The organism is Streptosporangium sp. NPDC023615 (assembly GCF_040640155.1).
Lineage (GTDB): Bacteria > Actinomycetota > Actinomycetes > Streptosporangiales > Streptosporangiaceae > Streptosporangium.
In genome coordinates, this window is the sequence record NZ_JBFABE010000013.1 from 125323 (window position 1) to 139899 (window position 14577).

Genomic DNA, 14577 nt, shown 5'->3' on the forward strand with positions numbered 1-14577 from the left:
CGTCACCTCGTCACCCCGTCACCCCTGTCACCTCGTCCGCCGTCACGTCCGCGGCCTCGGGGAGCGGTCCAGCAGCGGCAGCACCGCGCCGCCCAGCAGTTCCACGCCGCCGTCGTCGGTGAGGCCGTGCGGGGTGCCGAACTCCACCCGGTGCGCGCCCGCGTCGATCAGGGCCTGGGCCTGGGCGGCCACCTGCTCCGGGGTGCCGGAGAAGGCGAACAGGTCGAGCACGTCGTCGGGGATCAGCCTCCCGGCCTCCTCGTCCCGCCCGGTGTCGACCAGTTCCTTGACCCGGACGAGCAGGTCGGCGGGGATCCGCGCGGTCGGGTCGAGGTCGGCGACCACGGCGAGGTACATGGCGACCTCGCTGCGGGCCCTGGCGCGGGCCGCGGCCCCGTCCGTGTCCACCACGGTCACCGCGCCCAGCACGACGCCGATCTCGCCGGGGTCCCGTCCGGCGGCGACGGCCCCGGCCGCGACCCGCTCGCGGATCACCCCGACCATGGCCGGGTTCGCGCTGCCGCCCACCTTGATCTCGTCGGCGATCCGCCCGGCCAGCGCCGCGCCCTTCGGCCCCCAGGCCCCGAGGAGCAACGGCGGGCGGGGACGGTACACCGGGTAGCGCAGCCGGGTACCGGGCGCGAGACGGAACATCTCCCCCTCGAAGCCCTCGGCCATCCCGGCGTCCTGGGCGTCACCGGCGTCACCGGGTGTCGCCGCGTCGCCCGGGGCTCCGGGGGCTCCGGGGGCTCCGGGGGCTCCGGGGGCTCCGGCCAGCAGCCGGTAGACCACCTCCGCGGCCTCCGCCAGCGCGGTCAGCGGGCGGGGCTGGGCGATGCCCACCGCGCCGAGCCAGGTGCCGCGCGCCAGCCCCAGGTAGGCACGGCCGTGCGAGGCCAGGTCCAGCGCGGCGAGCTGCCCGGCGATCTCGTACGGGGCCAGCGAGTACGGGTTCAGGCAGGCCGCGCCGAGCCGTACCCGCTCGGTGACGGCGGCCATCTCCAGCAGCGGGAAGATCGGAGGCTGGTACATCAGGTCGCCGAACACGCTCAGCACGTCGAAACCGTGCCCCTCGGCGCGGCGCGCGAGCCGCGCGTAGTCACCGGCCCGCTTGTCGCTCTGCAGGCCGAGGCCGATCTCGGCGGTGCTCATGGGGACCCCCTCAGGTCAGGTCGGCGGAGTTCATCCGGCGACGGCCGGTCCGCTCGACCCGCATCACCAGCCGCTCCTCCGGGTCGGGGCAGCAGAACAGGGAGTCCTGGGCCAGCCAGTCGCCCGAGGCCAGGTCGCGCTGCTTGGCCGCCAGGAAGGGCAGGACGGCGGCGAGCGCGTAGACGCAGAAGTGCTTCCCGTCGGGAATCCGCAGGTGCGCGCTCCGCTCCAGGACGAAGTCGTCGCCCACCCTCATCCCGCAGACGGACCGGCCCTCGATGCGGTCGACCACGACCCGCAGGTCGTAGAGCTCCATGTCCCCGTCGGGGGTGGCGTCCGGCTCCGTGTCCCCGCCGGCCGCCTCCGGCTCGGTGGCGCCAACGGGGGTGGTGTCCGGTCCGGTGGCGTCCTCGCGCGTGGCGTCCGGCCTCGTGCCGTCGCCGGACGCGGTGTCCGTGCCGCCGTCGCCGTTCATCGCGCGAGCAGTTCGGCGTGGTGGTGGACGATGAACCAGTCGCCGTCGACGCGGCGGAACACGTCGGTCACCCGACTGTGCTGCGCGGGACCGTCCGGCGGCTCGGCCACCAGCACGTACCGGGCCACCCCGGCGTCGCCCCACACGTCGATCCGCTTGTCCTCGGCCGCCAGCCTGTCGAGCGCGGGACGCGCGCCCGAGCCGTCCCGGCCGTCCCGGTAGGCGTCGAGCTCCGACCGGGTCCGCAGCGGCCCGGGCAGGTGCGTCTCCCAGGTGGTCACCTCGGCGTGCAGGTGACGGTCGAACCGGGCGCGGTCCGCCGTCAGGAACGCGTCGTACATGTCGTCGATGCCTGCCGCGATCGCGGCGGCGTCCGTCCCGGAATCCGTGACGGAATCGATTGCACCGGTGTTCACGGGCTCTCCCATCCTGACCTGTCGTCGCGGACGACGCGGCCGGCCTTCATCACCCAGCGGACCCCGCGGAAGGCCGAGGTGTCCACGAGGGGGTCGGCGTCCATGGCGATGAGGTCGGCGTGCTTGCCGACCTCGACGGTGCCGAGGTCGGCGTCGGCTCCGAGCCAGCGCACCGGGCCGAGCGTCCCGGCGTACAGCGCCCCCGCCGGGCCGAGCCCGCCCTCGGACATGCACTCCAGCTCGCGTACCGAGGCGTTGGTGCCCTCGAATCCCCAGAACGGCGGCATGTCGCTGCCCAGCAGGACCTCCACCCCGGCGTCGAGCGCCATGGCGTAGCTCTCCAGGTGCCGGGGTCCGGCGCCGAGCGAGCGGCACTGCATCCACCCGGGCACGCCCAGCTCGTCGAAGAACTCCTTGCACCGGGTGACGAGCAGCGTCGGCACCAGGGCGGTGCCGCGCGCGGCCATCCGCCCGGCGACCTCGGGGGTGAGCTGGTAGCCGTGCTCCACGCAGTCCAGGCCCAGCTCGACGGCCTCGGCGATGACCGACGCCGGTCCGGCGTGGGCGGTGACCTTGCGGCCCCAGGCGTGCGCGGTCCGCAGGGCGGCGGCCATCTCGTCGGGGAAGAGCTGGGGGGTCTCGATGCGCTCGTGCTCCCCGGCGATCCCGCCGGAGATCATGATCTTGATGAGGTCCGCGCCCGCCCTGATCTGGGCGCGCACCCCGCGGCGGAACCCGTCGGCGCCGTCGCACTCCAGGGTGTCTCCCCCCTCGTGCCCGTGGCCTCCGGTGCAGACCAGGGCGCGGCCGGCGGTGAAGATGCGCGGGCCGGTCGCCCTGCCCGCCTCGATCGCCCGCCTCAGCGCGAAGTCGGCGTGGTCCTTCTCGGCGACGCACCTCACCGTGGTGACCCCGCAGTGCAGGGTCCGCCGGGCGCCGTCGGCCATGTAGAGGACCAGCTCGTGCGGCGTCATGTTCCTGACGTCGTCGCCGCCCTGCCCGGGGAGGGACAGGGACAGGTGGGTGTGCATGTTGACCAGGCCGGGGGTGACGTGCGCGCCACCGAGGTCGAGCACCCGGGCGTCGCCCGCCTGCCCCGTCACCTCCTCGCGGGGGCCCACGGCCGCGATCCGGCCGTCCCTGACCCACACCGCGGCGTCGGCGATCCGCCCCTCGGCACCCGGTGCCCCGGCGCCCCTGTCATCGGTGCCCCGGGTGCCGGCGCCCCGGGCGTCGGTGACGGTGCAGTTGACGACGACCGCGTCCCTCATCGGACGGCCTCGGGACGGACCGGGGAGAAGGCCCGGAACGAGGTCCCGGAGGGGACCGCGGCCGGGGCGTTCGGCCGGGGGAAGCCGGGCATGAGGGTCCTCCAGGGGCCGGGAAGAGGGAGCGCGCGGGCTCGGCGGATCGTCGTCACGACGCCCCGCCCGTTCTGGACCCACCCGCTTGTTCTATCAGACACGAGTTTTGTGAACAAGGCAACAGTGATCATATACGCACGAAAGGCCTGTTCACGATACACGGATCAGAGATTTAAGATCATCTTTCTGAGTCGTGTTCACCGAATTTCACAAAAATGTCTCCGATACGTGACCGAGGTGCCCTACTCTCGGAGCAGGATCGCACCGGTCGCCGGATCCGGGCCGTGGCGGACGGAGCCGCCGCGCACGGCGACGGCCCCGGCACGCCGCGCGCCCGCACCACCCCCGGACACCCGCGGGGCACGGACACCACGGACACCCCGGGTACCCCCGGCGCCCCGGACACCACCCGGACACCGTCCCGGCAGACCCGGACGGCCCGCGGAGCCGGACGGCGCGGAGCCGGGCACCCGGTCGCGCGCCGGGTCACGGCGCCGGGTCACGGGCGGGGACACCCCCGTGCCCGCGGGTCGCGCCCGTGGATCACGCGCGCCCGGGGCCCGGGGGTGGCGCGTGCCGCGCGGCACGCGGGCGCCCGGTTTCCCGTTGCTTTCCCGAAACATTTCCGGAACGTTACGTATGCGCTCACCTGTGGTTTTATAGCTAGAAGTCTTGACATAAAAGAGGTTGACCGGAATCGTTTGCGTCCTTGCGGAACCGTCTCGCGCCACGAGCCCGGTACGCGACGATGAGAGGCGGACAGGATGGTTGGTCGTAGAGGTCTCGCGGTCCTCGGCCTGGGCGTGGTGACAGCGCTGACCGCCGCCTGCGGCGGTGGCGGCGGCGGCGCGGCGGGCACGGCTCCCGCGAGCGGGGGAACGGGTGGCGGCACGGCGGCCGGCGGCACGCTGGTCGTGGACACGTCGTTCCAGCTGAAGACCGCCGACCCGGCCCGGCAGTTCGAGCCCACGGCGCAGACGGTGCTCTATCCCGTCTACGAGACGCTGGTGACCTACAAGGGGGCAGACGTCAAGACGGCCGTCCCCGGGGTGGCCGAGCTTCCCGAGATCGACGAGAGCTTCAAGAAGTTCACCTTCACCCTGCGCGACGGCGTGAAGTTCAGCGACGGCACGCCGATGACGGCCAAGGACGTCGTCTACACCTTCGAGCGGATCGCCGGCCTGAAGGGCAACCCCTCCTTCCTGCTCGACGGCATCAAGGCCGAGGCCCCCGACGACAAGACCGTGGTGCTGACCACCGAGAAGGCCGACGCGGCGCTGATGGCCAAGCTCTCCAACCCCGCGCTCGGCATCGAGAACAGCGCGGCGGTCGAGAAGATCGGCGGCACCAAGGACGCCGAGAGCGACAAGGCCGAGCCGGAGTTCGCCAAGGCCTCCTACGGCAGCGGCCCGTACAAGATCACAAAGTTCGACGCGGCCAGCGAGGTCGTGCTGGAGCGCAACGACGGCTACTGGGGCACCAAGCCCGCCTACAGCAAGATCGTCGTGCGTAACGTCCAGGCGAACGTGCAGCAGCTCAACCTCACCCAGGGCGGCAGCCAGCTCGCGCTGGACCTGCGCCCGGACCAGGCCACCTCGCTGGGCGAGAACGTGACGGTCAACAAGACCGCCGCCGCCGACATCGCGTTCCTGCTGGTCAACGACGACCCCTCGGTCTCGGCCACCACCTCGAACAAGGACTTCCAGGAGGCCGTGCGCTACGGCGTCGACTACGCGGGCCTGCTGAACCTGGTGGGCGAGGGCGCGGTCCAGCCGGGCGGCGTGGTCCCCTCGATGTTCTCCGGGGCGCTCGCGCCGGCCGACGCCGTCAAGCGCGACGTCGCCCGCGCCAAGGCCGCCCTGGCCAAGTCGGGGATCTCCTCCCCCTCGGTGAAGCTGAACTACGCCTCCGACCTGACCTACAAGGGCGTCAGCATGGCCGACATCGCGGCCCGCATCCAGCAGAACCTCAAGGAGGTCGGCATCGACGTGCAGCTCGACGGCAAGCCGGTGACCACCTCGCTCGACTCCTACCGCGCCGGCAAGGACGAGCTGAGCCTGCAGTGGTGGGGTCCGGACTACAACCACCCCAACGACTACCTGCTCTTCACCCCGGGCCAGATGGTGGGCCTGCGGGCCGGCTGGAAGGAAGACGCCGCCCCGGAGATCACCAAGCTCGCCGAGAAGGCCGAGACCGCCGACGACGCCACCCGCGACGCCGACTTCCAGGCGCTGCAGAAGGCCATGAACGCCGAGGGTCCCTTCATCCCGCTGTTCCAGCCCTCGGCCGTGGTCGCGGGCGCCAAGCAGCTCGGCCCGCTCGAGTACAACACCCTGTGGACCGTCGACCTGACCGCGCTGCGCTAGCCGGCGCCGCTCCATGACGTTCCTCGCACCGGTCGCCAGACGGTGGTACGCGTTGCCGGGCCTGCTCCGGTTCACGCTCCGCCGACTGGCGGCCGGCCTCCTCCTCGTCCTCGGCATCACGCTGGTCTCGTTCGTGCTGACCCAGCTCGTGCCGGGCGACCCGGTCACGGCCAACCTGGGCGAGCGCGCCGCCGCCGACCCCGCGGTGGTCGAGGCCTGGCGCCGCCAGAACGGCCTGGACCTGCCGCTTCCCCAGCAGTACCTGAACTACCTGGGCAACCTGCTCCAGGGCGATCTGGGCACCTCCCAGCAGAGCCACCGGCCGGTCACCCAGGACCTCGGGCAGTTCATGTCGGCCACCTTCGAGCTGGCCCTGGCCGCGATCGCGGTGGCGCTCGTGCTCGGCGTCGGCCTCGGGGTGATGGCCGCCATGCGCCGCGACCGGCTCGCCGACCAGATCATCCGGGTCGTCTCGCTGACCGGCGTGTCGGTGCCGACGTTCTGGCTCTCGCTCGTCGCGATGTACGTGTTCTACGCCCAGCTCGGCATCTCGCCGGGCTCGGGCCGGCTGAACCCGGGCACCACCCCGCCGCCGGACGTCACCGGTCTCTACACCGTCGACGCCGTGCTGAGCGGCCAGTGGACCGTGCTCGGCGAGGCCGCCGCCCATCTGTGGCTGCCCGCGCTGGTGCTCGCGATCTTCACCATCGGGTCGCTGACCCGCTTCACCCGGGCCTCGGTGCTGGAGGTGGTCGGCAACGACTACGTGCGCGCCGGGCGGGCCAAGGGCCTGGCGCCGTCGTACGTCACGTTCGGCTACATCCTCCGTCCCGCGCTGGTCAGCGTGATCACCGTGGCCGGTCTGGCGTTCGGCAACCTGCTGGGCGGCGCGGTGCTGGTGGAGGCGGTTTTCTCCTGGCCCGGCCTGGGCGCCTACGCCTACCGGGGGGCACTGACCCTCGACCTTCCGGCGATCATGGGCGTGAGCCTGGTGGTGGCCGTGGTCTACGTGGTCGTCAACTTCGTGGTCGACCTGCTCTACGCGGTCGTCGACCCCAGAATCAGGCTGGGGTGAACCCGTCATGAAGCCCGGAGACCCGAAACGCGGAGGCCCGATGTCCGGGAACCCGGAGTCCGTGAACCCGAAGTCCGTGAGCTCGGAGCCCGTGAACCCGAAGTCCGTGAACCCGGAGGTCGTGAGATCGCAGACCCCGGCCCCGCCGGCCGCGGGCCCGGGGATCCGGGACGCGGGCCCCCGGGGCGCGGCGACCGGGACGGTGGGTCCGGGAACGGTGAGGCCCAGGGCCGCCGCCCGCACCGCCCGGCGCCTCGACCGCGAGGACGCCTCGGCGATGCGCTCGCCCTGGCTCAGGCCGCTGAGCGTCGTCGGCCTCGCCATCCTCGCGCTGTTCCTGTTCCTCGCGGTCGCGGCCCCGCTGGTCGCGCCGTACGACCCGATCGCGCAGGACTCGATGAAGCTGCTCCCGCCCTCGGCCGAGCACTGGTTCGGCACCGACCAGATCGGCCGCGACGTGTTCAGCCGGGTGATCTACGGGGCCCGGCTCTCGCTGCCGGTCGCCCTGCTGCTGGTCGCCGTCGCCTGCGCGGTGGGCACCCTGCTCGGGGCGATCGCCGGTTACTTCGGCGGCTGGGCCGAGGGCCTGATCATGCGCAGCGCCGACCTCGTCTTCGCCTTCCCCGGGATCATCCTGGCGATGGCCGTGGTGGCCGCGCTCGGGCCCGATCTCGTCAACGCGGTGCTCGCGGTCGTGATCGTGAGCTGGCCCGCCTACTCCCGGGTCGTACGCGGCATGATCCTCAGCATGAGGGAGGAGAACTACGTGCACGCCAGCCGGTTGCTGGGCGCCTCCAGCCTGCGCACGCTCTGGGTCGACGTGCGGCCCGGCGTGGTGGGCCCGATCGTGGTGCTGGCCGCGCTCGACGTGGGCAACGCCGTGCTGACCCTGTCGGGCCTGTCGTTCCTGGGCCTGGGCGCCCGCCCGCCGGTCGCGGAGTGGGGGTCGATGGTCGCCAGCGGCGCGCAGTACTTCGACAAGTGGTGGCTCGGCGTCTTCCCGGGCCTGGCGATCCTGCTGGTCGTGCTGGCGGCGAACTTCCTCGGCGACACCGTCCGCGACGTCCTCGACCCGCGCTCGGCGCGCAGGGGGCGGGCATGACCGGCCTCACGGGACCGGCCGCGGCGTCCGCGCGCCCGCCCTTCCCCGGGTCCGTCCCCGGGCCCGTCCTCGACGTCCGCGACCTCACCGTCACGCTGCCGCGCCGCGGCGGCGCGCGGATGGCGGCCGTCAGCGGCATGAACCTCGTGCTGCGACCCGGCGAGATCGTCGGGCTGGCCGGGGAGAGCGGCAGCGGCAAGACGATGACCGCGCTCGCCGCGCTCGGCCTGCTCCCCGGCGGGGCACGGACCACCGGTGAGATCCTCTTCGAGGGCCGCGACCTGCTGTCGCTGTCGCAGCGGGCACTGCGCGACGTGCGCGGGCGCGACATCGCCATGGTGTTCCAGGACCCGATGACGTCCCTGCACCCCATGCTCACCGTCGAGCGGCAGATCACCGACCACCTGCGCCACCACCGCGGGGTGAGCAGGGCCGTGGCCCGCGCGCGGGCCCTGGAGCTGCTGGAGACGGTACGCATCCCCGGCCCGGAGCAGGCGCTGCGCTCCTACCCGCACCGGTTCTCCGGCGGCATGCGCCAGCGCATCGCGATCGCGGTGGCGCTGGCCTGCGACCCGAAGGTGATCATCGCCGACGAGCCGACCACCGCCCTCGACGTGACCGTGCAGGCCGGCATCCTGCGGCTGCTCGACCGGCTCCGCCGGGAGCGGGACATGTCGGTGCTGCTGATCACCCACGACCTCGGGGTGATGTCCTCGCTGGCCGACCGGATCTCGGTCATGTACGCCGGCCGGGTCGTGGAGAACGGCCCGCGCCGGACGGTGCTGACCGCGCCCCGCCACCCGTACACGCGGGGGCTGCTCGACGCGCTGCCGCACCCGGAGGAGGAGACCTCCGAGCTGCGTCCCATCCCGGGCCAGCCGCCCGCCACCGGCGCGGCCCCCGCCGGCTGCCCCTTCCACCCCCGCTGCGCGTGGTCGCGCGCCTCGTGCGCCGAGCGGCTGCCCGACCTCGTCGAGCTGGAGCCCGCCCACTCGGCCGCCTGCCCGGTCGACCCGTTCGGACCGGCCGCTCCGGTCGGCCCGTCCGGCCCGTCCGGCCCGTCCGCCCCGGCGGGTCCCGCAGGTCCGGCCGGCACGGCCGGCCCGTCGTTCTCCCCGGAGGTCCCCGCATGACCCTGCTCGACATGAGGGACCTGGTCGTCACCTACCAGACGCCGGGCAGGCCGCCGGTGACCGCGGTCGCGGGAGCCGGGCTCTCCGTCGAACGCGGGCAGATCGTCGGCCTGGTCGGCGAGTCGGGCTGCGGCAAGTCCACCCTCGGCAAGGCCGCGGTGGGCCTGCTCGCCCCGTCCTCCGGCACGGTCGTCTTCGACGGGACGCCGGTGGCGCCGCTCACCCGCCGGGCCAGGCCGGTCGCCCAGCGGCGGCTGCAGATGATCTTCCAGGACCCGTTCTCGTCGCTGAACCCGCGCCGGAGCGTCGGCGAGCAGATCAACGACGGGCTGCGGCTGGCCGGTCACCGCCGCGACGCCGGACGGGTACGGGAGCTGCTGGAGCGCGTCGCGCTGCCGGTCGACGCGGCCGGTCGCTACCCGCACGAGTTCAGCGGCGGACAGCGCCAGCGGATCGCGATCGCGCGGGCGCTGGCCGCCGAGCCGAGCTGCATCGTCGCGGACGAGCCCATCTCGGCGCTGGACGCCTCGGCGCAGGCGTCGGTGGCCACGCTCCTGGTCGACCTGGCCAGGGAACTCGACATGGGGCTGCTGTTCATCTCGCACGACCTGGCGATCGTGCGGCAGATCGCCGACGTGACCACCGTCATGTACCTGGGCACCATCGCCGAGCACGGCCCCACCCACGAGCTGTGGGCCCGCCCCCGGCACCCGTACACCCGGGCGCTCATCGACGCGGTGCCACGGCCCGACGGCTCGGGGAGGCTCCCCGAGCCGCTCCCCGGCGACGTGCCCGACCCGGCCGCGCCCCCCTCGGGGTGCCGGTTCCACCCGCGCTGCCCGCTCGCCCTGCCCGAGTGCGCCGTCCGGGTGCCGGAGCGGGTGGAGATCGCTCCGGGGCACAGCGTCGCCTGCCCGGTGGTGAAGGAGCCCCTCACGATCTCCCTCCGCCCCGTCCCCTGACCCTCTCCCCGGAAGGAGCCCCACCGTGTGGCTCGCGAACTGCAACATCGTCGACGTGGACTCCGGCAAGGTCCTGCGCGGCCGGAGCGTCCGGATCGACGACGGGCTCATCGCCGAGATCGCCTCCGGCGGTCCCCCTCCCGGTGCCGACGTCCACGACCTCGGGGGCCGCTACCTGCTGCCGGGCCTCATCTCCTGCCACACGCACCTGTCGGTGGTCTACCCGTTCTCCGCGACGGACGAGGCGGAGAATCCCGCGCTCACCGCGTACCGTTCCGCGGTCCGCGCCCAGGACGCGCTGCGCTCGGGGGTCACCACGCTGCGGTGCGTGCACGAGCAGAACCGCGCCGACCTGCTGCTGCGCGAGGCCGCGGCGCACGGCTGGATCGACGCCCCGCGGATCTTCGGCGCGGGCCGGGCGATCTCCCGCCCCCAGGGGCACGGCCAGGGCGGCGCCTGCGCGTACGCCACCGGCGCCGACGAGTTCGGCGCGGCGGCCAGGCAGGAGCTGCGCGCGGGCGCCGACCACCTGAAGATCTTCATCACCGGCGGGCTGGCGCACGAGCACGAGGACCTCACCGAGCCCGAGATGACCGACGAGGAGATCCGGGCGACGGTGGAGGCGGCCCACGAGCACGACACCTATGTCGCGGCGCACGCCGGGGCCTGGCAGGCGATCCGGCAGGCCCTCGCCCAGGGGGTGCGGTCGTTCGAGCACGCCTACGACCTGGACGAGGAGACCGCGCGGCGGATGCGTGAGGCCGGGGCGTTCCTGACCCCGACGCTCTGCGTGACGCGCTCGGAGAGCTGGATGCGGGCCAAGGGGTTCGAGGAGTTCTCGATCCGCAACGCGATGGACGCGGCCGACCGGCACCTGGACAGCATCCGCACGGCCGTGCGCGAGGGCGTCCCGATCGTGACGGGCACCGACTACCCGCCGGGCGACGACGTCGGCGGGGTCAGCGCGCACGTGCACGAGATGCTCCTGCTGGCGACCGCCGGCCTGAGCACCCTCGACGTGATCCGGTCGGCGTCGCTGACCGCGGCCGAGCTGGTGGGGGCGTCGTCCCGGCTGGGCCGGGTCGCCCCGGGCTATGCCGCGGATCTCATTGCGTTGCGTGACAATCCCCTTCATGATCTGAATGCGTACAGAGACGTGTCGTTCGTCGGTATCGGGGGCCGTATCATCCGAGACGATGATCTAGGTGGGACCGGGACGGCCTGACAGGGCCCTGAGAAACGGTGAGGACGATGGCCGCCACGCTCCGCGACGTCGCGGCAGCCGCCGGGGTGTCGGTGAGCACGGCGAGCCGCGCGCTCTCGGGGTCCTCGGAGATCTCGGAGTCCACGCGCCTGAGGGTCTCCCGGACCGCCCGCTCGCTGGGCTACCGGCGCAACCTCGCCGCCGCGAGCCTGCGGACCCGCCGTTCCGGGCTGGTGGGCCTGGTGCTCAACAACCTGGTCAACAACACCTTCCACACGGTCGTCGAGGCCGTGCAGCGGCGCCTGGTCGCCTCGGGCTACCAGGCGCTGCTCTGCATCACCAACGCCGACCCGGCGGTCGAGGCGGACTACCTGCGGCTGCTCCGCGACCACCAGGTGGACAGCGTGCTGATCGTGGGCACCGGCGGGAACGTCAAGGAGGTCAACGAGCTGCGCGCCTCGGGGATCACCGTCATCGACCTCATCCGGGAGATCGAGGGCTCGCAGGGGCCGGCCGTGCTCGCCGCCGACCGCGAGGGCGCCGTGTCCGCCACCCGTCACCTGCTGGACCAGGGGCACCGGCGGATCGCGTTCGTGGGCGGGCCCCCGGAGACCACCTCGGGCCGCGACCGCTACGCCGGGTTCGTCCACAGCCTCTCCGAGGCCGGTCTGGCACCGGCCCCGGAACTGGTCCGGCGGGGCCCGTTCGAGGTGGCGTACGGGGCGCGGGTCATGGGCGAGCTGCTGGGGCTGGAGCGGGCGCCGACCGCGCTGATGCTCGCCAACCACGAGGCGACCTACGGGGCCCTGCCGGTGCTGGCCAGGTCGGGCGTCGACGTCCCGTCCGCGCTGTCGGTCGTGGCGTTCGAGGACATGCCGCTGCTGGAGTGGTGGAGCCCGGCGATCACGGTCGTCGACACCGGCGCCCACGAGCTCGGCAGGCTCGCCGTCGAGCTCCTGCTGCGCTCGATCGACGGCCAGGAGCTGAAGCCCCGCCGCTACACCGTCGGCGCCGAACTCGTCGTCCGCTCCTCCACCGCTCCCCCACCCCCGGCCCCGCCCGCACCGTCCCCCGGCCCGCTCGCCGATCCACTGCCCGATCCGTTCGGCGACCCGCTCCCGGCCGGGGAGGCGATCTGAGCGGTCCTCCTCGCGGGGAGGCCACCCGGGCGGCCCCGGCCGTACCGCGACCGGCGCGCTCCACGTCCGGCACTCATCTCGTGCGCATTTTTTGTGGCGATTTCAGCCTATTTGCAGATAAATGAAGCATTTATCCTACCCGGGCTTGACGGGGCATCGGCCCGGGCATGACCAACCGCGTGAAGACTGAGCCGGTCGACGGGCGGCTGGCGGATCACCTGTCGATCGCACTGCTCACCTCCGCCTTCCCCGTGCCGCTCCTCGACGAGGTCATCCTGATCAGCGGTTGCGCCGACCGCCGGCGGCGGGCGCTGCCCGCCCGCCTGACGATCTACTACGTGCTGGCCCTGTGCGTGTTCCCCGACAGGAACTACGACGAGATCATGCGCCTGCTGCTCAACGGCCTGTCGTGGCGGTCGCGCTGGGCCCGGAGCTGGGAGCCGCCCAGCGCCTCGGCGATCAGCCGGGCCCGCGCGCGGCTCGGCGCGGAACCGCTGCGGGTGCTGTTCGGCCGGATGGCCCGGCCCCCGGAACCCGGCGCGCCGGGGCCGGTCCCGAGCCCGAGGAACGCGCCCGAGCAGGGAGCGGGGAACGGCCGGGGCCCCGGGCGGCACGACGGGCCCGCGCGGGGAGCCGGACCGGCCGGGCTCCGGCTCGTCTCGGTGGACGGTGCCACGCTGACCGTCCCCGAGACCCGGGACAACGCGGCCTTCGGCTACCCGGACGAGGCGGCCCGCTTCCCGTGCGTGCGGGTGACGGCGATGGCCGACGGCCGCACGCACGCGCTGGTCGACGCGACCATCGGCGCCTCCGGGAGCGGCCGCCACGGGCTCGCGCCCCGCCTCCTGGCCCACCTGGGCCCCGGCACGCTGCTGCTGGCCGGGCCGGGGTCCGGGGGTGCAGGGCTGTGGCGGCAGGCGTCCCGGACCGGTGCGCACCTGCTCTGCGGGGCCGGCGGGACGGCCGGCCTGCCGGTGGCCCGCCTTCTCGGCGACGGCTCGTTCCTGTCCCGGCCTCCCGGCTGGACGGGCACGCCGCTGCGGGTCGTGCCCCTGCCGGGCCTCCCGGGCCTCCCGGGCCTGCCCGCCGGCACGGGACGGCTCGTCACGACACTGACCGATCCGCGACGGGCGCCCGCGCCCGACCTGGCGGCGTGGTACGCGCGGCGCTGGGTCATGGACGGCGCGCTCGCCTGGCTGCGCTCCGATCGGAGCGGCGCGGCGGTGGCGCTGCGTTCCCGCACCCCCGAGACCGTGACCCAGGAGGTCTGGGCCCTGCTCTGCGTCTACCAGGCGGTACGGGCCCTGGCCTGCCCGGGGGCGGAACGCGCGCCGGCCCCGCCCGCGCCCGGGTGGCCCGCCCCCCGGGCGCGTGCCGGGGGGCGGGCCGGGGGTGTCGCGGGAGCGGGGTCGCTCAGGGGGTTCGGGGGACTCAGGGGGTGATGTGCAGCCTCTGGTCGTAGACGCCGGACCCGGCGACGGTCTCGCCCAGGAGCTGGAACGTGGCGGTGTAGCTGGCCGTGCCGGGGCACAGGAAGCTGCCGCTGTCCTTGGTGAGGCTGTAGGAGGTGGCCTTGGCCTGAGCCTGGGCGACCGCGGGGACCGGCCGGGCGGCGTTGTCGGAGTTGAAGGCGTTCAGGGCGATGCTGTTGCCCGGCCCCGAGCCGCGGTAGACGCAGCTGATGGTGCCGAACCAGCCGGTGGTCACCGAGGAGACCTTGACGCCCTGCAGGGTCAGGACGGCGTCCCGTCCCCCGCTCACCGCGCCGTGGACGACGCTGCCGCCGTTCCAGGGGAGCCCGACCGGGGAGACGGTGGAGGAGCCGCCCGCGCTGTTCGGGCAGGTCGGTCCGGGGACGTTGCTGAAGCTGAAGGTGGAGACGTTCAGCGCGGTGCCGTTGGACTGGATGGTCGAGTCGATGGTCCCGGTGTTGCAGGTGGCGGTGCCGAGGGAGGTCGAGACCGACACCGGCGCGATGAGCGTGGCGCGGACGTTGCCCGAGTAGGCGGCGCCGGCCGCGTTGTCCCGGTGGATCGTGGTGGTGGCCGCCGAGGCGGGGAGCGGCGCGAGAACGAGCGCCGTGACGGCCGCTGCTGCGGCGGCGAGGTTTCGGATGCGTTTCATCGACGACTCCCTTGTGATGTGCCGGACACGGCGAGGGTAAGGAGCCGGATATTCACCGTCAACGT

The 14577-nt window shown here is 73.6% G+C and carries 13 protein-coding genes; 8 read left to right on the forward strand and 5 right to left on the reverse strand.

The window, feature by feature from the left end:
• Positions 1-42: 42 nt before the first annotated feature.
• From AB0G16_RS13355 to AB0G16_RS13370, 4 genes are read right to left on the reverse strand one after another with little or no spacing between them, the layout of a single operon-like run.
• Positions 43-1152, reverse strand: coding sequence for an LLM class flavin-dependent oxidoreductase (locus tag AB0G16_RS13355; protein ID WP_362803468.1), 1110 nt, complete (start codon positions 1150-1152; stop codon positions 43-45).
• A gap of 10 nt (positions 1153-1162) precedes the next feature.
• Positions 1163-1627 (reverse strand): TIGR04076 family protein, encoded by a 465-nt coding sequence (locus AB0G16_RS13360; RefSeq protein WP_362803472.1) that lies wholly within the window; start codon positions 1625-1627, stop codon positions 1163-1165.
• Entirely contained in the window at positions 1624-2043 is a 420-nt protein-coding gene (locus AB0G16_RS13365) for a DUF4440 domain-containing protein (RefSeq protein WP_362803475.1), read from the reverse strand. The genes AB0G16_RS13360 and AB0G16_RS13365 overlap by 4 nt, the downstream gene beginning before the upstream one ends.
• A complete protein-coding gene (locus tag AB0G16_RS13370; RefSeq protein WP_362803478.1) occupies positions 2040-3314 on the reverse strand; it encodes an amidohydrolase family protein in 1275 nt (424 codons plus the stop codon). Before AB0G16_RS13370 ends, AB0G16_RS13365 begins: the two co-directional genes overlap by 4 nt.
• A gap of 857 nt (positions 3315-4171) precedes the next feature.
• Here AB0G16_RS13370 and AB0G16_RS13375 point away from each other — a divergent pair.
• The 8 genes from AB0G16_RS13375 (at position 4172) to AB0G16_RS13410 (ending at position 13830) form a co-directional block, all read left to right on the forward strand.
• Entirely contained in the window at positions 4172-5773 is a 1602-nt protein-coding gene (locus AB0G16_RS13375; protein ID WP_362803480.1) for an ABC transporter substrate-binding protein, read from the forward strand.
• A 13-nt stretch (positions 5774-5786) separates the two neighbouring features.
• The gene (locus tag AB0G16_RS13380; RefSeq protein ID WP_362803483.1) at positions 5787-6848 is read left to right on the forward strand and encodes an ABC transporter permease; all 1062 of its coding nucleotides are present in this window, start codon (positions 5787-5789) and stop codon (positions 6846-6848) included.
• A gap of 217 nt (positions 6849-7065) precedes the next feature.
• A complete protein-coding gene (locus tag AB0G16_RS13385; protein WP_362803486.1) occupies positions 7066-7950 on the forward strand; it encodes an ABC transporter permease in 885 nt (294 codons plus the stop codon).
• Positions 7947-9083: an ABC transporter ATP-binding protein gene (locus AB0G16_RS13390; RefSeq protein WP_362803489.1), complete on the forward strand. Its 1137-nt coding sequence runs from the start codon at positions 7947-7949 to the stop codon at positions 9081-9083. Before AB0G16_RS13385 ends, AB0G16_RS13390 begins: the two co-directional genes overlap by 4 nt.
• Positions 9080-10045 carry an ABC transporter ATP-binding protein gene (locus AB0G16_RS13395; RefSeq protein WP_362803492.1) on the forward strand — a complete coding sequence of 322 codons (966 nt, stop codon included), beginning with the start codon at positions 9080-9082 and terminating at the stop codon, positions 10043-10045. The genes AB0G16_RS13390 and AB0G16_RS13395 overlap by 4 nt, the downstream gene beginning before the upstream one ends.
• Before the next feature lie 25 nt (positions 10046-10070).
• Entirely contained in the window at positions 10071-11270 is a 1200-nt protein-coding gene (locus tag AB0G16_RS13400; RefSeq protein ID WP_362803495.1) for an amidohydrolase family protein, read from the forward strand.
• 26 nt (positions 11271-11296) lie between these two features.
• Entirely contained in the window at positions 11297-12388 is a 1092-nt protein-coding gene (locus AB0G16_RS13405) for a LacI family DNA-binding transcriptional regulator (protein WP_362803498.1), read from the forward strand.
• Between the two features lie 179 nt (positions 12389-12567).
• Complete coding sequence (locus AB0G16_RS13410) at positions 12568-13830, forward strand: transposase domain-containing protein (protein ID WP_362803501.1); 1263 nt, start codon at positions 12568-12570, stop codon at positions 13828-13830.
• On the opposite strand, the gene AB0G16_RS13415 is transcribed toward AB0G16_RS13410, so the two are convergent.
• A complete protein-coding gene (locus tag AB0G16_RS13415; RefSeq protein ID WP_362803504.1) occupies positions 13820-14512 on the reverse strand; it encodes a hypothetical protein in 693 nt (230 codons plus the stop codon). The genes AB0G16_RS13410 and AB0G16_RS13415 overlap by 11 nt on opposite strands.
• Positions 14513-14577 lie beyond the last annotated feature (65 nt).